At 62.4% G+C, this 21,199-nt stretch carries 20 protein-coding genes; 10 read left to right on the top strand and 10 right to left on the bottom strand.

What is annotated here, in order from left to right:
• Positions 1 to 41 precede the first annotated feature (41 nt).
• The 6 genes from hmgA to maiA all read left to right on the top strand — a co-directional run bounded on the left by hmgA (position 42) and on the right by maiA (position 6,375).
• A complete protein-coding gene (hmgA, locus tag MHM88_RS13265; RefSeq protein WP_110362748.1) occupies positions 42 to 1,397 on the top strand; it encodes a homogentisate 1,2-dioxygenase in 1,356 nt (451 codons plus the stop codon).
• A 116-nt stretch (positions 1,398 to 1,513) separates the two neighbouring features.
• Positions 1,514 to 2,770 (top strand): fumarylacetoacetase, encoded by a 1,257-nt coding sequence (gene fahA / locus MHM88_RS13260; RefSeq protein ID WP_239365880.1) that lies wholly within the window; start codon positions 1,514 to 1,516, stop codon positions 2,768 to 2,770.
• Between the two features lie 82 nt (positions 2,771 to 2,852).
• Positions 2,853 to 3,803 (top strand): MBL fold metallo-hydrolase, encoded by a 951-nt coding sequence (locus tag MHM88_RS13255; RefSeq protein WP_239365878.1) that lies wholly within the window; start codon positions 2,853 to 2,855, stop codon positions 3,801 to 3,803.
• Positions 3,804 to 3,927: 124 nt separating this feature from the next.
• Positions 3,928 to 5,535, top strand: a complete 1,608-nt coding sequence (locus tag MHM88_RS13250; RefSeq protein WP_239365868.1) for an FAD-dependent oxidoreductase — start codon at positions 3,928 to 3,930, stop codon at positions 5,533 to 5,535.
• A 5-nt stretch (positions 5,536 to 5,540) separates the two neighbouring features.
• Complete coding sequence (locus MHM88_RS13245) at positions 5,541 to 5,747, top strand: DUF2783 domain-containing protein (protein ID WP_005631765.1); 207 nt, start codon at positions 5,541 to 5,543, stop codon at positions 5,745 to 5,747.
• A complete protein-coding gene (gene maiA / locus MHM88_RS13240) occupies positions 5,740 to 6,375 on the top strand; it encodes a maleylacetoacetate isomerase (protein WP_239365865.1) in 636 nt (211 codons plus the stop codon). The genes MHM88_RS13245 and maiA overlap by 8 nt, the downstream gene beginning before the upstream one ends.
• Positions 6,376 to 6,426: 51 nt before the next feature.
• On the opposite strand, the gene MHM88_RS13235 is transcribed toward maiA, so the two are convergent.
• From MHM88_RS13235 to MHM88_RS13205, 7 genes are read right to left on the bottom strand one after another with little or no spacing between them, the layout of a single operon-like run.
• Positions 6,427 to 6,720, bottom strand: a complete 294-nt coding sequence (locus MHM88_RS13235) for an amphi-Trp domain-containing protein (protein ID WP_239322557.1) — start codon at positions 6,718 to 6,720, stop codon at positions 6,427 to 6,429.
• Between the two features lie 38 nt (positions 6,721 to 6,758).
• Complete coding sequence (locus MHM88_RS13230; protein ID WP_239365862.1) at positions 6,759 to 8,099, bottom strand: metallophosphoesterase; 1,341 nt, start codon at positions 8,097 to 8,099, stop codon at positions 6,759 to 6,761.
• 11 nt (positions 8,100 to 8,110) lie between these two features.
• Positions 8,111 to 8,809: a histidine phosphatase family protein gene (locus MHM88_RS13225; protein WP_239365860.1), complete on the bottom strand. Its 699-nt coding sequence runs from the start codon at positions 8,807 to 8,809 to the stop codon at positions 8,111 to 8,113.
• Positions 8,802 to 9,890, bottom strand: a complete 1,089-nt coding sequence (locus MHM88_RS13220; RefSeq protein ID WP_239365857.1) for an HprK-related kinase B — start codon at positions 9,888 to 9,890, stop codon at positions 8,802 to 8,804. The genes MHM88_RS13225 and MHM88_RS13220 overlap by 8 nt, the downstream gene beginning before the upstream one ends.
• Positions 9,887 to 10,774, bottom strand: coding sequence for a GAK system ATP-grasp enzyme (locus tag MHM88_RS13215; protein ID WP_239365854.1), 888 nt, complete (start codon positions 10,772 to 10,774; stop codon positions 9,887 to 9,889). Before MHM88_RS13215 ends, MHM88_RS13220 begins: the two co-directional genes overlap by 4 nt.
• A complete protein-coding gene (locus tag MHM88_RS13210; RefSeq protein WP_239365850.1) occupies positions 10,767 to 12,401 on the bottom strand; it encodes an aminoglycoside phosphotransferase family protein in 1,635 nt (544 codons plus the stop codon). The genes MHM88_RS13215 and MHM88_RS13210 overlap by 8 nt, the downstream gene beginning before the upstream one ends.
• Positions 12,388 to 12,858 (bottom strand): NUDIX domain-containing protein, encoded by a 471-nt coding sequence (locus MHM88_RS13205; RefSeq protein ID WP_239365828.1) that lies wholly within the window; start codon positions 12,856 to 12,858, stop codon positions 12,388 to 12,390. The genes MHM88_RS13210 and MHM88_RS13205 overlap by 14 nt, the downstream gene beginning before the upstream one ends.
• 66 nt (positions 12,859 to 12,924) lie before the next feature.
• Here MHM88_RS13205 and MHM88_RS13200 point away from each other — a divergent pair, with 66 nt between their 5' ends.
• Together MHM88_RS13200 and MHM88_RS13195 are read left to right on the top strand one after the other, a co-directional pair.
• A complete protein-coding gene (locus MHM88_RS13200) occupies positions 12,925 to 14,106 on the top strand; it encodes a GAK system CofD-like protein (RefSeq protein ID WP_239365823.1) in 1,182 nt (393 codons plus the stop codon).
• Positions 14,107 to 14,293: 187 nt separating this feature from the next.
• Positions 14,294 to 14,716 carry a hypothetical protein gene (locus MHM88_RS13195; RefSeq protein ID WP_239365819.1) on the top strand — a complete coding sequence of 141 codons (423 nt, stop codon included), beginning with the start codon at positions 14,294 to 14,296 and terminating at the stop codon, positions 14,714 to 14,716.
• A 70-nt stretch (positions 14,717 to 14,786) separates the two neighbouring features.
• Here MHM88_RS13195 and MHM88_RS13190 read toward each other — a convergent pair whose 3' ends face one another.
• A complete protein-coding gene (locus tag MHM88_RS13190) occupies positions 14,787 to 17,003 on the bottom strand; it encodes a transglycosylase domain-containing protein (RefSeq protein ID WP_239365816.1) in 2,217 nt (738 codons plus the stop codon).
• A gap of 288 nt (positions 17,004 to 17,291) precedes the next feature.
• On the opposite strand from MHM88_RS13190, the gene MHM88_RS13185 reads away from it, so the two are divergent.
• Together MHM88_RS13185 and amt are read left to right on the top strand one after the other, a co-directional pair.
• Positions 17,292 to 17,630 carry a P-II family nitrogen regulator gene (locus tag MHM88_RS13185; RefSeq protein ID WP_239322547.1) on the top strand — a complete coding sequence of 113 codons (339 nt, stop codon included), beginning with the start codon at positions 17,292 to 17,294 and terminating at the stop codon, positions 17,628 to 17,630.
• A gap of 30 nt (positions 17,631 to 17,660) precedes the next feature.
• Positions 17,661 to 18,980 (top strand): ammonium transporter, encoded by a 1,320-nt coding sequence (gene amt / locus MHM88_RS13180; RefSeq protein ID WP_239365813.1) that lies wholly within the window; start codon positions 17,661 to 17,663, stop codon positions 18,978 to 18,980.
• Between the two features lie 151 nt (positions 18,981 to 19,131).
• Here the strand turns inward: amt and MHM88_RS13175 are convergent, their stop codons facing one another.
• Both MHM88_RS13175 and sseA read right to left on the bottom strand, forming a co-directional pair.
• Positions 19,132 to 20,316 (bottom strand): amino acid aminotransferase, encoded by a 1,185-nt coding sequence (locus tag MHM88_RS13175; protein WP_239322545.1) that lies wholly within the window; start codon positions 20,314 to 20,316, stop codon positions 19,132 to 19,134.
• The gene (sseA, locus tag MHM88_RS13170; RefSeq protein WP_239365810.1) at positions 20,316 to 21,167 is read right to left on the bottom strand and encodes a 3-mercaptopyruvate sulfurtransferase; all 852 of its coding nucleotides are present in this window, start codon (positions 21,165 to 21,167) and stop codon (positions 20,316 to 20,318) included. Before sseA ends, MHM88_RS13175 begins: the two co-directional genes overlap by 1 nt.
• Positions 21,168 to 21,199 lie beyond the last annotated feature (32 nt).

Here is a 21,199-nt window from a genome sequence, read left to right as displayed (position 1 = left end):
AACTATTACCGAGAGGGAAATGCAAGAGGAGGTTGGCTAAAATGACCCGTCACGCTTTGCCTGACCAGATGATTCAAGCCCCGTCCAATCAGGGCACCCATGAGGGTTACATGCCCGGATTTGGGAATGATTTTGAAACCGAAGCCCTGCCCGGCGCCCTGCCCCAAGGCATGAACAGCCCCCAGAAATGCGAATATGGGCTCTATGGCGAGCAGCTCTCCGGCACCGCCTTTACGGCGGAACGCCCCGAACGTACCTGGTGCTATCGCATTCGCCCCAGCGTGAAGCATTCGCACCGCTACGAGAAAATCGACCTGCCTTACTGGAAGAGCGCGCCGCATATTCCAGAGGATGTGATTTCGCTCGGCCAATACCGCTGGGACCCGGTGCCGCATTCGGATCAGGGGCTGACCTGGCTCACGGGGATGCGCACCATGACGACGGCGGGGGATGTGAACACCCAGGTCGGCATGGCGACCCATATCTACCTTGTGACCGAGTCGATGAAGGATGAATATTTCTTCTCTGCCGACTCGGAGCTTCTGGTGGTCCCGCAAGAAGGCCGCCTGCGCTTTGCCACCGAACTCGGAATCATCGACATCGAGCCCAAGGAGATCGCCATCCTCCCGCGTGGTCTGGTGTACCGTGTCGAAGTGCTGGATGGCCCGGCTCGCGGCTTTGTCTGCGAAAACTACGGTCAGAAATTCGATCTGCCCGGCCGTGGTCCGATCGGTGCAAACTGCATGGCCAACCCGCGGGATTTCAAGGCACCGGTGGCCGCATATGAGGACCGTGAAGTGCCCTCGACGCTGACCGTGAAATGGTGTGGCCAATTCCATGAGACCAAGATCGGCCAGAGCCCGCTGGATGTGGTGGCCTGGCACGGTAACTACGCGCCCTATAAATACGATCTGCGCACCTATTGCCCGGTGGGCGCGATCCTGTTTGACCACCCTGACCCGTCGATCTTTACCGTGCTGACCGCGCCCTCCGGTCAGCCGGGAACCGCCAATATCGATTTTGTGCTGTTTCGCGAACGCTGGATGGTGGCCGAGAACACCTTCCGCCCACCGTGGTATCATAAGAACATCATGTCGGAGCTGATGGGCAACATCTACGGCCAGTATGATGCCAAGCCGCAGGGTTTTGTCCCCGGTGGTGTAAGCCTTCACAACATGATGCTGCCGCATGGTCCCGACCGGGAGGCCTTTGAGGGCGCGTCGAATTCAAACCTCGGGCCGGAGAAGCTGGAGAACACCATGTCCTTCATGTTTGAAACCCGCTTCCCTCAGCATCTGACGGAGTTTGCCGCCAATGAGGCCCCGCTTCAGGATGAATACATCGACTGCTGGAGCGATCTGGAAAAGAAATTCGACGGAACACCCGGTAAGAAGTAAGGGGCGGGGGCGCTGCCCCCTCTGCGGCCCCCAATTGGGGCCGCATTCACCCCCGAGATATTTGTAAAAAGCTGAAGGAGGGCCGACAGAGCCCTCACCACCAAAAAGGAACGCGCATGCCTTTGAAAAAATCCTGGGTGACGTCGGCCAATTCCGCTGACCACCCTTTTCCGCTGAATAACCTTCCCTATGGTGTGTTTTCGACCACCGACAGCGATCCGCGCTGTGGCGTGGCGATTGGTGACATGATCCTCGACCTGCAGGCGGCAGAAGCGGCTGGACTGGTTGATATGGGCGAGGAAGCGCTGTTCGAGTTGCCCTTCTGGAACGAGTTTATGGAAGAAGGCCCTGCGGTCTGGGCCACGCTTCGCAATCGCCTGATCGCGCTTTTGCAAGAGGGCGCAGAAGAGCAAAAGAAAGTCGAAGCCTGCCTTGTGCCGATGGTCGATGCCGAGATGCACATGCCCTTTATGGTGTCGGAATACACCGATTTCTATGCCGGGCGTCACCACGCCACCAATGTCGGCACCATGTTCCGTGGCGCGGAGAACGCGCTGCCGCCAAACTGGCTGCACATCCCGATCGGGTACAACGGTCGTGCGTCCTCTGTCGTGGTGTCCGGCACCGATGTGCGGCGTCCTTGGGGCCAGCTCAAGGGGCCAAATGATGACGCGCCCCGTTGGGCGCCTTGCGCACGATTTGATATCGAGCTGGAAATGGGCGCTATTGTTGGCACGCCATCGGATGGGCCGATCACGGTGCAGGAAGCGGATGATCATATCTTTGGGTATGTGCTGCTGAACGACTGGTCGGCCCGCGATATTCAGGCTTGGGAATACCAGCCGCTCGGCCCTTTTCAGGCCAAAGCGACTGCCACCACCATCAGCCCGTGGATCGTCACCAAAGCCGCGTTAGAGCCTTTCCGCTGCGACACACCTGCACGCGAAGTAGAGCTTCTGGATCACCTGAAGGACTGCGGCCCGATGCTCTATGACATCGACCTTGCCGTGAGCCTGCGTCCTGAGGGGGGCGAAGAGGCCACCATCGCACGCACCAACTACAAGGAAATGTACTATTCCGCCGCGCAGCAATTGGCGCATCACACCACCTCGGGCTGTCCGATGAACGCGGGCGATCTGCTGGGATCCGGCACCATATCAGGCCCGAACAAGGACGAACGTGGCTCGCTCCTTGAACTCAGCTGGGGTGGCAAGGAGCCACTCACGCTGCCCTCGGGCGACACCCGCAGCTTTATCGAGGATGGCGACACGCTCACGCTGAAGGGCGCGGCCAAAGGCGATGGCTACACCATCGGGTTTGGCGACTGCACCGGCACGGTCTTGCCCGCGCTTAGCGATCCTTTCGCACGCTGACGCCTTCATCTTTTCATAAATACCTCCGCCGGAGGCATCCCAACCTGACCTCCGGCGGAACAGACAAAAAGGATACGCAACCATGGCCAAGGCATTCGCATCCCAAGGCGACATGAGCGAAAAGACAATTTCCTTCACCGAAGTGGGCGAGGGACTTTATGCCTTCACCGCCGAGGGCGACCCGAATTCGGGCGTCATCATCGGGGATGACTCGGTGATGATCGTCGAGGCGCAGGCAACCCCGCGTCTGGCCAACAAGGTGATCGAATGTGTGCGCTCCGTGACCGACAAACCGATCAGCCATGTGGTGCTCACCCACTACCACGCGGTGCGTGTGCTGGGGGCCTCGGCCTTTGGTGCCCAGAACATCATCATGTCCGACACCGCACGCGCCATGGTCGTCGAACGCGGTCAGGAGGACTGGGACAGCGAATTCCAGCGCTTCCCGCGCCTGTTCGAGGGCCATGAAAGCATCCCCGGCCTCACCTGGCCGACCACAACATTCTCGGACAGTATGACCGTCTACCTCGGCAATCGCCGCATCGACATCAAACATCTGGGCCGCGCCCATACCGCAGGGGATGCGGTGATCCATGTGCCGGACCAGAACGTCATGTTCACCGGTGATATCGTCGAATACCACTCCGCCTGCTACTGCGGCGACGGGCATTTTGGCGACTGGGGCAACACCCTCGACAATATCAAAGCCTATGATGTGGACGCCATCGCCCCCGGTCGTGGCGACGCGCTGGTCGGCAAGGACATGGTCAACACCGCCATTGAAAACACCCGCGATTTTGTCGAGAGCACCTATCGCCCGGCCGCCAAGGTTGCCGCCCGTGGTGGGTCCCTCAAGGAAGCATGGGACGCGGTGCGCGAGGCCTGTGATCCCAAGTTCAAGGACTACGCGATCTACGAACACTGCCTGCCGTTCAACGTTGCCCGCGCCTATGACGAGGCCCGTGGCATCGACACCCCCCGCGTCTGGACCGCCCAGCGCGATCTGGAGATGTGGGAGGCGCTGCAGTCCTGATTTTCGGCTCTAACGCCTGATTTAGAGCCTGTTTTGAACGCATCGGCGGCCTTGTCCGCCCCTGCACCGGTCCCCAAGTCGCGGGACCGGACCCGTGCCTGCTTGCCCGGAGGGAGGAAACCGGATGAACAAGATTTTCGAGGTGCCGCTATACCCATATACGCGCCATGCGGATCAGGACGCGCATCCGCCTGCGCGCCACAAGGTGGTTGTGGTGGGGGCAGGTCCCGTGGGCCTTGCCGCCGCCATTGACCTTGCACAATCCGGCGTTCCGGTCGTGGTACTGGACGACAATGACAAGGTGAGCTTCGGCTCTCGTGCGATCTGTTTTGCCAAACGCACGCTGGAAATCGCGGACCGCCTTGGTGTTGGCCATGCCATGGCGGGCAAGGGAGAGGAATGGAACGTCGGCAAGGTGTTTTTCGGCGATCGCAAGGTCTATGACTTCAACCTTCTGCCCGAAGATGGCCACCAGTTTCCGGCCTTTGTGAACCTGCAACAATACTACATCGAGGAATATCTCGTTGACCGCGTCCGCGCCCTGCAAGCCGAGGGCGCGCCGATTGAAATGCGCGGCAAGAACCGCGTCACGGATGTCTCGGACCACGGCGATTATGCCGCGCTGACAGTGGAGACCCCGGACGGGGCCTACACACTGGAAACCGAGTGGCTCATCGCCTGTGACGGAGCGGGGTCGCCCATTCGCGCGCAGATGGGGCTCGACTTTGTGGGCCGGGTGTTTGAAGACAACTTCCTTATTGCCGATGTGGTCATGGATGCGGATTTCCCGACCGAACGCTGGTTCTGGTTCGATCCGCCCTTCAACAAGGGTCAGTCGGCGCTGCTGCACAAACAGCCCGATGGCGTCTGGCGCATCGACCTGCAACTGGGCTGGGACATCGACAAAGAGGCCGAGAAAAAGCCCGAGAACGTGATCCCGCGCCTCAAGGCGATGCTGGGCGACGACGTTCAGTTCGAGCTGGAGTGGGTCTCCATCTACACGTTCCAGTGCCGCCGGATGGAAAAATTTCGCCACGGTCGGGTGATCTTTGCCGGAGATAGCGCGCATCAGGTTTCGCCCTTCGGCGCACGCGGGGCAAATTCCGGCCTGCAAGACACTGACAATCTGATCTGGAAGCTGAAACTGGTGCTGGACGGCATCGCGGACCAGAGCCTCCTGGATACCTACGATGCCGAGCGGCTGGCGGCGGCGGATGAGAATATCCTCAACTCTTCCCGCTCAACCGACTTCATTACGCCCAAATCAGAGATGTCGCGCATCTTCCGCGATGCGGTGCTGGATCTCTCCGAACATCACGGCTTTGCCCGCCCGCTGGTGAACTCGGGCCGCCTCTCGGTGCCCTCTGTCTATGACGGCTCCCGGCTCAATTCTGCCGATCAGCTGCCCGGTGGCCCTGCCCGCACCCGTCCCGGTGCGCCCTGCCCCGATGTGCCGCTGGACGCAGGCTACCTGCTGGCGCAGCTCGGCGGCGGGTTCACCTTGCTTTCGATCAACGCAGAGCTGCCCGACGGGTTCGAGGAGGCCGGCGTGGCCGTCTCGTCTTTGGCGCTCACCACCGAAACCCACACGGCATTGGCCGAGCGTTACTTGGGTGACGCCGCATCCGCCGTTTATCTGATCCGCCCGGATCAGCATGTCGCCACCCGGATGGACCGCTTTGACGCGCCCCATTTCCGCGCCGCCCTGCGCCGCGCCATCGGTAAGGAGTGACCCATATGACCGATGCTCTGACCCTGACCCCGAACCTTGCAAAACCTGATGACAGTTACGCTCTGCTGCTGGCTGCGCATGAGGGGCTGACCAAGGCCCAAAGTGATGCGCTGAATGCCCGCTTGATCCTGCTTCTGGCCAACCACATTGGCGACCCACAGGTTCTGAAACAGGCTCTAACAGAGGCCAAACGAGGGCTGCGCGATGACTGAGGCGGTGCTTTATGATTACTGGCGCTCCTCGGCCAGCTACCGTCTGCGCATCGCGCTGAACCTTGCAGGGATCGCTTATGAGAGCCGCGTCGTTGATCTGGTGGCGGGCGATCAGCGGTCCCCGGATCATCTGGCGCTTAATCCTCAGGGGTTTGTGCCGGTGCTGGAAATCGACGGGCATCGGTTTACGCAGTCGCTGGCCTGTCTCACCTACCTGAACACAACCCGCGACCTTGGCTTGTTGCCCAACGCCCCGTCCGAGCGCGCCCATGTCGAGGCGTTGGCACAGTCAATCGCGGTCGATCTGCATCCGGTCTGCAACCTCTCTGTTGCCCGTTTCGGCGTTGCGCAAAGCGGCGGCAACTTGCAGATGGGCGACTGGATGCGCCAGTTTATTGGTCCCGGGCTTGCCGCATTTGATGGGCTGCTCAATCGCTGGGATGAGGCTCCCTATTGCACCGGTGATCGCCCCGGGCTGGCTGACATCTGCCTGATGCCGCAGCTTTATAATGCGCGGCGCTGGGAGGTCGATCTCAGCCCCTTCCCTCGCCTGAAGCGGATCGAGGCCACCTGCGCGGATCATCCAGCCTTTGCCGCCGCGCATCCGGACCAGCAATCGCACAACTGATCGCACGCCGGACATCGGCCGGGCCGGTAATCAGGTCGACCGGGGGGGCGCCTAGCCTCGGGACTTCACCTTGGGCGCGCTCTTTTCCTGCAGGTCGGCATCCCGCTCTGTCCAGCTGACGCGGAAATCAACCTTGCAGTGCCCGTCGTTGCGCTCTGCCCGGATGCGCAGCGTCAACAGGCCTTCCGGCGTCAACACGATCTCGCCATCCTCATCACTGAGGCTCAGCTCGCCTTTTGCCAACCCTTTGCTGATCGCGTCGATCAGGGTCTTGATCGTTTTGCGATCCTGCAGGGAATCATGGCGAAAGCGGGCGTCGTCGCGTGTCTTTTCGTCCTTGGCCATTGGTGCCTGCCCTGTTGTGTCCCGACGTCCGCGCAGCGCTAGCGCGAAAGAAACTGTCGCTCCGGTGCAAAATGCTTGGCCCGCGGATAGTCCCTGCTCAGACCGATGACATCGCCACTGGGAAAGATCAAGGTCGCCCCTGCCCCGATCCCGGGCAAGCCCTCGGATCGGCGCGACGCCCGATCAAGGGTCACGTCCCCTTCAAGATGCAACAGGCCCTGCTTGGTCAGAAGGCGCTGACCGCTCTGGTTGTTGACATGGCCCTGGACCACCATGTGGATACCAAGTTCGTGCAGCATCGCCACCCCCTGGTCCGTCAGCGCGGCGTCGGAGCTGCGATATTTGGTCCGCACAAGGTTCGCGAGGGGACCGAAGTAAAACGCAAAAGGATGCGCCCCCTGTTCCGCGCGGTAGCGTGCGTTGACTGCGCCTGCTCCGCCCTCTGCCAGCAACGCGCACATGCTGTCGTCCAACCCCGCGTGCACAAACAGCAGTGAGCCCAGTTGGCAGACGACATCCATCGACTCGTAGAACCACGCGTAGTCGCCATCTGGCGCAAAGAACACATCGTGACACTTGAGCGCGGCCGCCAGGACCATACGCGCGGTCATGCCCGCCTGTGCCACTTCGCGGTCGAATTGCGCGGCCTTCTTTTCAAGTTTTACCACCTCGCGCGCGACGGCGGCGGAATTCAGATGCGCCAAAGCCTCGGTCGAGAAACGCTCCGCCCAGTCGGGGCGTGGATGCAGCCGCGCGCGGCAAGCGGCTTCATCCGGTAGCGCGGCCAGATCGGCATCGGTCACGTATCGATCATGGATTTCACGCAGAAGCGGGATGATCTTGCGCCCCATCCGCACCAGGAGATGTTCAGTCAGGGCGGTCGGTGGCGTGCGCAAGGCCCCCACCGCGAGCCGGAGGCGCAGGTCATGGTTGCCAGCGAGAATGCGCAGATCAGGGCCCTTGGCCATCAGCCGCCCCAGCGCATCCAGCATATCCAGATCGCTCGGCCCTTTGTCGAGGCAATCCCCGCCGATCAAGATCGTGGCGCTCTGCCCGAACTCTGTCAGGCCGAAGCCCCCCGCTTCGCGCCGGTCTCGCCGGATCAGCCCTGCGGCGGCAAGTGATCGCAGAAAGCCCTCGGCATCGGCATGAGTATCGGAGAGGAACACCACCGGTCTGGTCGGCCAGCGCCACCCACCATGGGCCTGGGCACGGGCCAGGCAGGCGCGCAGATGCGCGGCGCTTTCGGGGGCGGCACTGCCGGAATGCTCTGCGGTGAAGGCCCAGCGTTCTAGCTGGTTCGGCAGGTCTGACAAGTCGCCAACGGGGTCGTGAACAGGCGGCAGAAGCGGCGAACGGTCGGTGCGGCAGGTCTGCAAGTCGTAGATCCCTAGTCCAGATGGGTCTCCTGTCTTTGTCGCTGCTTCCAGGCACCGCCAAAGTGCGCCCATCTACCATGGCCCATGTAACAGAGCAGTAACGGCTGTGCATGAAACATCGACAGCTGCGGGATCTCGCTCAATTGCAACAGCCCAAGGTGGTGCGCTGCGTGTCGGAAGGATGCCCCATGGCCGACACAGATCGTCAGGGTCCCGGCATCGGCTGCCCGGGCCACATCGGTGAGATGCGAGGCCACACGCGCGCCCGCCTCCATCAGCGATTCCGCCCCCTGAAACGGCAGGCGATAGTGACTGTCAGATTTCCAGCCTGCGGGGGCAGATGCGTAGCGCGGGTCGACGTCCAGCAGGGTCTCGATCTCCGAAGTGGTCAAATTCGCCACGGCCCCGACGCTGCGTTCGGCCAGGTCTGCCGTCTCGGAGATCTGTGCCACGTGGTGTCCCGCGGCGCGGAGGGTTTGCGCAATCAGATCCGCCGTTTGCCAAGCCCGCAACTGGTGCGAGGCATGAATGACCGGAGCAAGCTTCAGCGTTTCCGCGTTCAGGATTCGGTCAAGCGCCGAACCGCAGGCCTGCGCCTGCGCCTTGCCCTCCTCGGTCAGCGGGAAGGGCTGCAACGCCGAGGGCGCAGCTGGTCGCTGCGCATAGGCCCCGTGGCGCACCAGTGCGATGACACGCCGTGGCTCAGGCATCGAACAACTCGCGCCCGAAATAGGCAATGGCATCAAAATTCACCTGCCCGGTGACCTCCTGCACACGCACATTGCGCAACGCCGCAAGATAGCCCTGCGGATCGGGGGCTTCATCGTCATGCAGGAAGCGGCCATCGGGATATTGATAGAATGGCCCGGGGCTCTTCATGATCGCGCTCAGTAGATCCGGGCGCTCCGCAAGATCGACCTCTTCGATCATGGTCACCTTGTCTGCGTCCCGCTGCCAGTTCAGCACCCAGAAATCCGTCAACGGGCCCGCATAGGCAATGCGGTTCTCGCCATAGATGTCCGGGATTATCAGGTCGTGTTTCTCTTCCAGCTCCCACAGATCGCTTTCCGGCATGGCACGCAGTTCAGCGATGCGCGCCGTACTCAGCATGCCGTGCAAGCGGCCATTGCCAAGGATGGTACCGGGGTTGATGCGCGGATGTTTCGGGATGCCCAGCCCCCGGGCCCCGCTGTCGTCAGACGTTGCCAACAACCTGTCATTGGTCATGAACGCCGTACCCGGGATATCCATCAGGCGCAGGATGGACGTGGACTTGCCGCCTCCCGAAAGACCGGCGATCGCAAGCGTGCGCGCCCCCCGGGTAACAGCCGCGGCATGACAGATCTGCCACCCCATGCGCTGGCCATGGTTCAGCACCTGCGTATTGATGAAGTTCACCACCTGATTGGGATGTGCCGAAACCGGACCAAACGCCACCAGCAGGTCCGGCGATTGCAGGAACGTGACGCCGGTGCGCCATTTGTGAATCAACCGACCGTCTCTCAGGTCGAAGATTGCATCCTTGCGTCCGGTCTTGCCCGGCTCTCGCGCCCAGTCCTGCCAGACCGGGGCCGGCTCCAGCAATTGCCCCTCGACCACATGGACACTGATGTCGGGGGCCACGACCGTTGCAACGGCATCCTTGAAGTAGTCTGCATGCGCCTCGCGCAGGGTCCCCTCGCAAAGAATGCGCAACGTCACCGGCCCGACCTGCAAATCCAGCGGCGCGGCGGCCATGGCGCGGGTCAGGTCGAAATGGGCGCGCATGTCAGCAACTGTCCGTGCCGTCATGCAGTGACCCCCGTCAGCACGTGATCGGCCACCAGCGCCGCCGCATCGATGCCGCAACCGTCCCGAACCCCGCGATAGCCCCCAAAGGCAGAGACTTCGAACACGATCGGACCGGTCTCGGTCAGGGCCACATCCACGGTGGTAAAGCTCAGACCGAAGGGGGCCTGTGCGCGCTGCCCCAACGCGATCAGCGCGGCGTCCGGTTCAAACGACTCGTATTTGCCGCCCGACAGGATGGTCGTGTTCCAACTGCTCTCGTCCTGTTTCACCCGCGCATAGGTGCACAGATAGCGGCCGCCGAGAAACACCATGCCCAGGTCCTGCCCGGAGAGTTCGCGCTTGGCCTGCACATACATCACCGGGTTATCCGCCTTGAAGGCCGCGACCCGGTCTGCCGCATCCGCATCGTCCGCAGAGATCACGCACATGCCGCGCGCCTTGGTCGAGAACAGCGGCTTGAACACTGCGCTGCCATAGGTTTCCACCGCCCGCAACGCCGCGCCTTCGTCTTCTGTGATCGTGGTTGGCGGCATCGGGATGTCGACATTTGCCAGCGTCACCGTACAGGCCAGCCGGTCCATCAACCGCAAGATCGCCTCGGGGCGGCTGTAGATCTTCACGCCCTTGGCTTCGGCCACGCGCAGCATTTCCAGCCGGTCAAGCGCATGGACGCTGTAGTCTTCGGAAATCTTCTTGATCACCAGCCCGTCAAGCTGGCACAGATCCTCGCCGCGATACATCAGCGCGCCAGACGCAAGATCCAGCGAGACCTCCGCCATGTCGATCACCAGGCGAAATCCCGTCCGCGCCTCCAGCGCCTCTGCGATCGCTTCGGTCGACCACTTGCCCGGGATGCCGACCACCCCGATTTTCCGTTCAGTCACCAAACAGCTCCTTGATTGGCAATTTCAATCGGCCTTCGCGGCCTTCAGGCACGGCAAGGGCTCTCTCCAGCAGGTAGCGCGCGCGCAGGAACATGCGCCGCGCGTGTTCCTTGTCAAAGACAAACCGCGTGGATGAGGCAAAGCTCCGCGCCAGTCCCAGCGCCAGCCGGTATTCGAATGTCGTGTCCTTTTCGGCACGGGCGAACTTTGCCGCCATCCGGTGCAGCCCCAACGCCGTGTCGGCAATCCGCGCCCGGACCGGGCCGTCCTGCACCTGCAACCGGTAGTTCGAAACCATGAACACCGATACATCCTGCACGTAGTCCATATAGCGCGAGCGATGCAAATCGATAAACCGGACTTTCTTTTCACCGGGATCGTAGATCACATTGTCGAGGTTGAAGTCCCCGTGAATGTAAACCGAAAACGGTGCGGTCACCTTTGCTTCGCGCCTCTCCGCCGCTTTTAACAGATCTTCGAAAGCAGGGTGGTTTACGCCCTGGATGCACGCGGTGCCGGTGTCGAATTCGGGATGAACACGATAGACGTCCTGCATGCGGTCGGCCAGTTGCTTCATCGCGCGCATCTCGACCGGATCATCCGCGCGCGTGCGCGTCCAGATGTCTTGCAGGGTCTTGTACAATGCCCGCTGAGCTGCGGACAACGCCGCCTCGCCCTCGTTCAGCAGGGCGTGTTCGAAAGTGTAGCCCGGCAGGTGTTCAATCAGCAGCGCCGCGGACTGGCCGCGTTTTTCATACGACAGGATTCGCGGCGCCAGCCCGGGATAGATCGCATGCCAGCTCTTGACCCCTGCCCGCTCCTCCTTGACCTTGCGTTTCTCGCCGTCCTTGAACACCGCATCGATCAGATCTCCGCCCTTGTCACGGGTGCTGACCGCGGAAATCGCGCTACCGGAACGGGTTTCAGCCAGCGGTTTCAATACCAGGTCCTCATCAGCGACCTTGCTGCCCGACAGCACGCTGCGCAGGGTGAAATAGCGTTCGAACTGCACGTTCTGCCCGATCGAAATCGACAGCAGCGCCTCGGAAATGCCTTGCAGGCTTTCGCCCATGCGGCGCACCTCGTTCAGGACCAAAAGCGCATTGGCGAGGTCTTCGGTGTGGCGGGTGTCGCGCATATCGCGCGTGTAGGTCCGGAACATCCGGTCGTAGAAGTCATCGACCTCGGCCTTGTGCTGCCCGATGGCGATCGCGCTCTTGCCATCGGTAGCCTCCAGCGCCGGCAACACCTCATGCAGCGCGCCCGCCACCTGTTTCAGGACCTTCCGATAGGCCTCGGGGCGCAACAGCTTCCCCCGCTCCACATCCTCCGCATGCAGCAAGGCCATGCGAGACAGGCGCGACAGCTGATCGAGGTTGCGGGCAATGGTGTCCACATTCTGAAGCACCAGCCGCCGGGATTGCGAGGGTTTGCCCCGGGTGGCAGCGCTGCGGCAGGCCGACTGCACCCGTGACCACAGGTTGTGGGCATAGCCCGCGCGCTGCACCACCTTCTGTGCCGCCTCCGGCGACGGGGCCTTGAAATAGGCCAGCAGGCCGGACATCTGCCCGTCCAGCTCCGCCAGCAGAAACGCCAGGTTTTCTTGTGCCGCCTCAGGCAGTTTCATCTTGTACTACCCCTCGGTAGATCTCGGCGATCTGATCCGTCAGCAACGCACCATAGGGTGGATCAAACAGGTCGGCCTCGGCAACGGGATCGGCCCAGCGCACCGCGATCTGCTTGGAATCCGGATGTTTCCCCATCTGCGGGACATATGTGTCATCCACATGACAGGTGAACAGATGTTCCACCTGATGGCGTATCCCCTCGGGGCGCTGGCGGTAGGTTTCCAGAACATGGATCAGAGCACCGACCTGAACGTTGGCGCCGACTTCTTCTTCGGCTTCGCGCCGGGCGGCTTCGGCCAGTGTTTCTCCCGGCTCCAGCCGTCCGCCCGGAAGACCGAGATAGATGCGCCCGTCCGCGGCCTGCTTGACCTGAACAAGAACACATCCTTCACGCCAGATCACCGCCCGCGCCACAACGCGGATGACATCAAGGAACTCTGGTGCAGGAGAGGGCATGGCAAGTCTGTGGTGTTTTGGCAAAAGGAGTGGCATGGTCGCCGCGAGCAGCACGAGTGGAGATCCATGACCGATTTCGCGATCCTACGCCAAGCCTCGGTTCCCGACAACCTGCGCATCACACGCTCGCGGGCTGCGCCCAACCTCGGGCCGCGCCTGCTGTTCTTTTCCGGTGGCAGCGCGCTCAACGAGATTTCCCGCAAACTCAAGCACTATACGCATAATTCGGTCCATCTCATCACTCCGTTCGACAGTGGCGGCTCTTCGCAGGTGCTGCGCGAAGCCTTCGCCATGCCTGCCGTGGGAGATTTGCGAAGCCGCCTGATGGCACTGGCTGATGAAACCGAACTGGGCCAGCCGGACATCTATCGACTGTTTTCCCACCGGCTGCCGAAAACGGCCCGCGACAAGGACCTGGCCCGCGAGGTGGCCAGCCTGTTCGACGGATCGCATCCACTTCTGAAGGCCCTGTCCAAGCCGATGCGGCAGTTGATTGTCGGCTACCTGCGCCATTTCTCCGAGGCCGCGCCCGGTGATCTGGACTATCGCAACGCCAGCATCGGCAACCTGATCCTCGCCGGCGGCTACCTCGACAATGACAAGGGGCTCGAACCGGTGCTGTTCCTGATGTCGAAGATGGTCGATGTGCGTGGAACCGTGCGTCCCATTGCCGATGTGAACCTGCAGATCGGGGCCGAGCTGGAAGACGGGCGGCGCGTCATCGGACAACGCCAGATGACAGGGAAGGAGAGCGCGCCGCTCGGCACCCGCATCCTGCGCCTCTTCCTGTCGGATGGCACCGGAGAATTGCCTGCCGACTCGGTGCGCCTGCCGAAACGGAACCAAAAGCTGATCGCGGCCAGCGATTTGATCTGCTACCCGCCCGGCAGCCTCTATTCCAGTGTGATCTCCAACCTGCTGCCCGCCGGTGTCGGACGCGCCATCGCGTCGCGCACCGTGCCGAAAATCTATGTGCCCAGCCTCGGTGACGACCCGGAGTGTCATGGCATGCGGCTGACCGATCAGGTCGCCGCCCTGCTGAACGCATTGCGCCGCGACGCAGGACCCGTTTCCACGTCCGCGCTTCTGACCCATGTGGTCTGTGACGGGCAAACCCCGGCCCAGGACCGCGACCAGGTCAGCCGCGACCATGGCATCCCCTGCATCGGCCAGCCGCTTGCACATGCACCCAAGCCGCACCGATACGATCCGGAAGCCTTGTGCGAACTCCTGATCTCACTCAGCTGAGCACCTCTCTGTCATCGGGGTCCGCCGACACTCAACCAAGCATCAGACTGACATCATTGGAACTTCGGGACAATTCTTACCAAACTGATAACAAGCTCCGCAATTTCGCCATAGGCTGATCCCAGCCCTTCCGCGCGCCCCACCTACTCCTGTCCCCAAGTCGAAACTCACTTGCGAGGACCGGACCATGTCACTTTCCAAAGCTCTCTCCCGCGTCGTCTCCGCCGCGCTGCAGTCCAATGACCAGACGCGGCCCCTCGCCGCCGGCCCTGCGCTCTTTGCCTTTGCGGCCTTGGTGACCCTGGGTGGCGCACAGGTGGCCGGGGCCACCACCAGCGGACCCCAATCCGCAGCCTATACCGTACAGTATGAGCGTGGCGGTCCCCTCCATGACCGCCTTGTCCGGCTGAATACTCTGCGCGCCGACAACGCCGCTGTCGCGTTTCGCGATCGAGTTTGCAACGCGGCCTGCACGATGGTTCGGGGCCTGCCGCAAACCTGCGGCACTCCCGAAACCGCGTTTGGATTGCAGGGGGTGTCCCGATCCCATCGCCTGATGGAGCCTGGCAAAACCGGGTCTGCAGCGCAGCAACACCCAGGATTGTTTTGATCCCATCCGGGCGGAGCGCCCTCTTGCGACAGGCGCTCGGGCAAACTCGGGGGGAACCTTTCCCGCCGCGTCAGTTGCCGAAGATGTCGCGCAGCACGCCGTTCAGGGCCCGCTCGATCCCACGCCCGACGCCATCTCCTTGTCGACGCGGAGCCGGCTGGGGCTCCGGCACCGCGATCGGCTCCGGGGCCTTCATCGGCAGCGGCTGCGGCTCCAGACCAGAATGAACACGCACCATGGCCTCGCGCCAGATCTCGGCCGGCAGACCACCGCCGGTCACACCGGTCAGGGGCGTGTTGTCATCGTAGCCCATCCAGACCCCCGCCACGTATTCGGCGGTAAACCCGATGAACCAGGCATCCTTTGCCGCCGAGGTCGTGCCGGATTTACCCGCCGCCTGCCAGCCCGGGATCTGCGCGCGCCTTCCGGTGCCCTCGGCGATGACTTTTTCCATCATCCAGATCAATTCCTGCGCGGCGGCAGGGCGGATCACCCGCTCTCCCATGCCGCCGGACGCGCCCATCAAAGGCTCGGCATCACCGACCAGCGTCAGGGCCTCCACGCCATAGGGGGTCACAGACGATCCCCCGTTCAGAATACCGGCATAGGCGCCGGTCATCTCGATCAGCGTGCTCTCCGAGGCGCCAAGCGCGAGCGACGGACCGTCCGCCAGGCTGCTCTCGATGCCGAATTCGCCCGCCACGTGGCGCACGTTATCCCGCCCCACGGCTTCTGACACTTTGACCGCCGGCACGTTGAGCGAGTCGCGCAAGGCGCGGGTCAGGGTGATTTCGCCGTAATGCTTGCGGGTATAGTTCTGCGGACACCACGGGCCGGATCCCGGAATGTCGATGCAATATTCCGCATCCAGCACCCGGTCGTAGGGCGAATAGCCAAGTTCAAGCGCCGCCGCATAGACGAAGGGTTTGAACGACGATCCAGTCTGCCGCTTGGCCTGCGTGGCCCGGTTGAACACGCCCGAGGCCCGGACCTTGCGCCCGCCGACCATCGCACGCACCGCCCCATCCGCACTCATGACCACCACGGCAGCCTGTGCCTTGGACCCCTCGCGCACCTTGTTTTCGAACACATAAGTGACCGCATCCTCGGCCGCCTGCTGCAAACGCTGGTCGAGCGTGGTGCGGATGACCACATCCTCGGTGGTCTGGTCGCCCAGGAACCCCGGCACCGTATCCATGATCCAATCCGCAAAATAGCCACCGGCGCGGGCTGCTGCCGCTTCGCTGAGCTCTGCGGGATTGGCTGCTGCCATCTCGCGTTCTTGTTCGCTCAGATAGCCTTGCTCCTCCATCAGACGCAGCACGGTGGCCGCGCGATTGCGCGAACGTTCGATGTTGTTGGTCGGCGCCAGCGTCGAAGGGGCCGTCAGCAAACCGGCCAGCATTGCGGCCTCGGGCGGGTTCACCTGATTGGCGGATTTGCCAAAGAACCGCTGCGATGCCGCTTCGGCGCCATAGGCCCCACCGCCCATATAGGCGCGATTCATGTAGATCGAGAGGATCTCGTTTTTCGAGTATTTTGCCTCCATCGCCATGGCAAAGATCGCTTCCTTTGCCTTGCGCCAGAGTGAGGACTGGCGGCAGTCGCTTTCATAGGCGGCTTCGCTGTCCCAGATCTCGGGGTCGTATTCAACGCCGAGGCACATCAGCTTTGCGGTCTGCTGGGTGATGCTAGAGCCACCGTGCCCGGACAGCGGGCCGCGTCCTTCGCGCAGGTTGATCCGCACCGCGCTGGCGATCCCGCGCGGCGAGACGCCGAAGTGGCGGTAGAACCGCTTGTCTTCGGTGGCGACGATCGCGTTTTTCAGGTGTGGAGAGACGGTTTCGGCCGTCACCACGCCACCAAACTGGTCACCGCGCCAGGCAAATGTCTTGCCGTCGCGATCCAGAAGCGTGACCGAGCCCTGATTTCGCCCGTCCAGCAGCGCCTGGTATTCCGGCAACTTCGAATAGTGATAGGCCACCGCCGCCACGAGAAAGAGCCCGACCAGAACCCCCATGCGCCAGCTGACGGCCCAGATCGCACGCAAGACGATCTGGAACGGCATCAGCAGCCATCCCAGCAGGCCGCGCTTGCGCGGAGGCCGCCGCACCGCCTTGCGCCGCCCGAACAGGCGCCATCCGGATTTGGCCTTGGCTGAGGTTTTCCTACGGGGCGCTTTCTTGGCGGGTTTGCGTGCGCTCCCGCCAGGGTAACGCTTGTCCGCAACCAGCGGACCACGTCCACGTCCCGAAGTTCCGCGCCCGGAATTGCGCCCCTGCGTCATGCTGAAATCCTGTTCTGACTGCTCATCTTCGACGTCTGGGCGGGCTTAAGCCCTGCCTCTTTGGCACAGAATAGCGCCTCTTGCGCAGGATGTAGAGAGGCGGTTTTCCGCCACACCCCATCCAAAATGCGCCTAATTAACAAGCAGAGCCCCTTTTTTGAGCGAATTTATTGAGCCGACGCCCAGAAAGCAGGCGTCTTAACCCAGCTGTAACGTTCCCCCGACTCGAGCGGGACGATCTTCTGCACCTGCAAACATCGGGCGCAGGGCCCGGGAAAGGGTGACGAGATGAAATTGATCATTGCAGCCATCAAACCCTTCAAGCTGGAGGAGGTCCGCGAGGCGCTGACCGCGCTTGGGGTGTCAGGTTTGATGGTAACCGAAATCAAGGGCTTTGGCGCACAGGCGGGTCACACCGAGATCTACCGCGGCGCCGAATACGAAGTGAATTTCGTGCCGAAGGTGAAACTGGAAATCGTGGTGCCCTCCGACCTGGCTGACCAGGTGGTTGAAACCATCACCCAGACCGCCCGCACCGGCAAGATCGGCGACGGCAAGATCTTCGTGCTGGACGTGGCCCAGGCCGTGCGCGTGCGCACCGGCGAAACCAATCAGGACGCGCTCTAACGCGCCTTTCGCAAAGGAAAGCCAAAACCAATGAAAAAACTGACAGTGACACTCGCCGCCACGGCGCTGGCGGCCCTGCCGGGTCTGGCCTTCGCGCAGGAAGCTGCGGCGGAGACACCGGACATCAACCCCTATATCTTCACCACGCTCCTGTTCCTCATCGGCGGGTTCCTGGTGTTCTGGATGGCCGCCGGCTTTGCCATGCTCGAAGCGGGTCTGGTCCGGTCCAAGAACGTGACCATGCAGCTGACCAAGAACATCGCGCTGTTCTCCATCGCGGCCATCATGTACTGGCTGATCGGCTTCAACCTGATGTATCCGGGTGAATGGATGATCGAAGGCGTGATGGGACCGTGGTTCTCCATCACATCGCTGGAAACCGTTGGTCTCGACGCGGCGGATGCCTCGCTGGATTATGCATCTGTCGGCTCCGACTTCTTTTTCCAGCTGATGTTCTGCGCCACCACCGCATCGATCGTGTCGGGCACCCTGGCTGAACGCATCAAACTCTGGCCCTTCCTGATCTTCGTCGCCATTCTGACGGGCGTGATCTACCCGATCGAGGCGTCCTGGCAGTGGGGCGGTGGGTTCCTCTCCGAGATGGGCTTCTCCGATTTCGCCGGTTCGACCCTGGTGCACGCCGCTGGTGGCTTTGCCGCGCTGGCCGGTGCCCTGATCCTCGGCCCGCGTATCGGCAAATACAAAGACGGCAAAACCATCCCGATGCCCGGCTCCAACCTGGCGCTGGCGACTCTCGGTACCTTCATCCTGTGGCTCGGCTGGTTCGGTTTCAACGGTGGTTCGCAGCTGGCGATGGGCACCGTGGGTGACGTGACCGATGTGTCGCGTATCTTTGCCAACACCAACATGGCCGCTGCCGCTGGCGCTGTCGCCGCCCTGCTGCTGACCCAGGCTCTGTTCAAGAAACCGGACCTGACCATGGTACTGAACGGTGCGCTTGCCGGCCTGGTGTCGATCACCGCAGGTCCGCTCGACCCCAGCCTGTTTGGCGCTCTGTGGATCGGTGCCATCGGCGGTGTGATCGTGGTCATTGTGGTGCCGATGCTCGACAAGCTGCAGATTGATGACGTCGTCGGCGCGATCCCGGTTCACCTGGTGGCGGGCTTCTGGGGCACCTTCGCGGTTCCCTTCTACACCGAAGGCACCTCGTTTGTGACCCAGATCATCGGCTTCGTCGCCATCGGCGCCTTCACCTTCATCGTCTCGGGCATCGTCTGGTTCATCCTGAAGGCCACCATGGGCATCCGCGTGAGCGAAGAGGACGAAATCAACGGCCTCGACATGGCGGAACTGGGCATGGAAGCCTACCCGGAGTTCAAGGCCGGCTGACACGGCGGTCCAACACCCAAACACCTCAAACGCGGCGCTCCGGCGCCGCGTTTTGCGTTTCCAGACCGGGCGCTTTTGCACGTCGCCCAACAAAAAACGCGCCCTCGCAGGACAGGGGCGCGTTGTCAATTCTGAACGAACTTGGAAAGGATCAGACGCCCGCGTCGACGATCGCCTTGGCCAGGATCGGTACCGTCTGCGCATTGAGACCGGCGATGTTCAACCGGCTGTCACCCACCATGTAGATCCCCGCATCCACGCGCATCTTTTCCACAAGTTCCGGCGTGGTGCCGAGCAGCGAGAACATGCCCCGGTGTTCGGCGATGAAGCCAAAGCGATCAGATCCGGTCAGGCGCTGCAACTCGTCTGCCAGTTGTTGACGCAGGGCCAGCATGCCGAGACGGGTCTCTTCCAGCTCTTTCTGCCAGTCGGCGCGCAGCTCAGGATCGTTCAGGATCGTGGTCACGACACGCGCGCCGTGATCCGGCGGGAACGAGTAGTTCTGGCGGTTGAGAAAGGCGAGCGTCTTCTGGTTGAGCCCCTCTGCGTCCCCTTGTTGGCTGATTGCCATCAACAGGCCGGTGCGTTCGCGGTAGATGCCGAAGTTCTTGGAACAGCTTGCCGCGATCAGGCATTCCGGCACCGAAGAGGCCACCAGACGGACCCCTGCGGCGTCCTCTTCCAGACCGTCGCCAAAGCCCTGATAGGCGATGTCGATCATCGGAATGAGACCGCGTTCATTCAGCAGCTCAACCACCGCTTTCCACTGGCTCTGGTTCAGGTTGGCCCCGGTGGGGTTGTGGCAGCACCCGTGCAGCAACACCACGTCACCCTCTTTGGCGGTTTTCAGGTCCTCGATCATGCCGTCGAAATTCACCGCACGGGTCTCGGCGTCAAAATAGCGATAGACCACCGTCTCGATGCCAACGTATTTCAGGATCGACACGTGGTTCGGCCAGGTGGGATCGGACACAAAGACGCGTGCGCCGGGGTTCGCCATCTTGATCAGCTCAAACGCCTGGCGCACCGCGCCGGTGCCGCCGGGGGTCGCGACGGCCGCAATCTTGCTGCGCTCGACGGCGTTGTCGAGGATCAAGCCGATCATCGCATCCGCATAGGCCGGATCACCCGCCAGCCCGGTGTAGGCCTTGGTGGTCTGCTCGTCGATGATGCGCTGTTCAGCAGCCTTGACCGCCCGCATGACCGGGGTCACGCCCTCGGCATTCTTGTAGACCCCCACACCCAGATCCACCTTCTGGTCCCGCGGGTCATCGCGGTACATCTGCATCAGCGCCAGGATCTTGTCGGCGGGCTGGGGTTTCAGGTTCTCGAACATCAGTCGTCTCCGGTTGCAACGGGAAGGGTCGGGAAAGCGCCCCATTCGGACCAGGATCCGTCATAGAGCGCGTGATCGTGCTTGCCCATGCGTTCCAACGCCAGGCTGAGCACGGCGGCGGTGACGCCCGACCCGCAAGAGGTAATGGCAGGTTTGCCAAGGTCGACACCGGCCGCCTCGAAGATCGCACGCAGATCGTCTGCCGCCTTCATGGTGCCATCGTCATTGAGAAGCGTGGTAAAAGGCACGTTCCGGGAGCCCGGAATGTGCCCCGCCCGCATGCCTGGGCGCGGCTCAGGCGCCTCTCCGCGAAACCGCTCCGCGGCGCGCGCGTCGATGATTTCGTGATCGCCAAGCTTGGCGGCGGAAGAGACCTGGGTCACATCGCGCACCATGTGGTTCTGCACGCGAACGGTCATGTGGCGGTCGCGGATCACCGGCGGCAGATCCTCCAGCGGGCGGCCCTCGGCGGTCCACTTGGGCAGGCCACCGTCCAACACCGCGACATTACTCTGCCCCATCAGGCGGAACAGCCACCAGACGCGGGCCGCGGAAAACAGTCCCATCCCGTCGTAGACAACCACCTGGTGGCCATCCCCAACGCCCATGGCGCGCAGCCGCGACATGAACTTTTCCACCGGCGGAGCCATGTGCGGCAGATCCGAGCGGTGATCAGAGATCTCATCGATATCAAAGAAGCGCGCGCCTGGAATATGCCCGGCCTCATACTCGGCCTTCGCATCGCGTTCCATCTGCGGCAGATACCAGGACGCGTCGAGGACCCGCAAATCGGGGTCCCTCAGATGCGCCGCCAGCCAGTCGGTGGAAACCAGGGTTTTTGGATCGTCCATGCTCAACGCCTCCCGGGACTTGCGTTGGCGAA

Source organism: Epibacterium sp. MM17-32 (genome assembly GCF_022348205.1).
GTDB lineage: Bacteria > Pseudomonadota > Alphaproteobacteria > Rhodobacterales > Rhodobacteraceae > Epibacterium.
The sequence above is the reverse complement of the archived record's forward strand: the minus strand, read 5'-3'. Positions and strand labels throughout refer to the sequence as shown.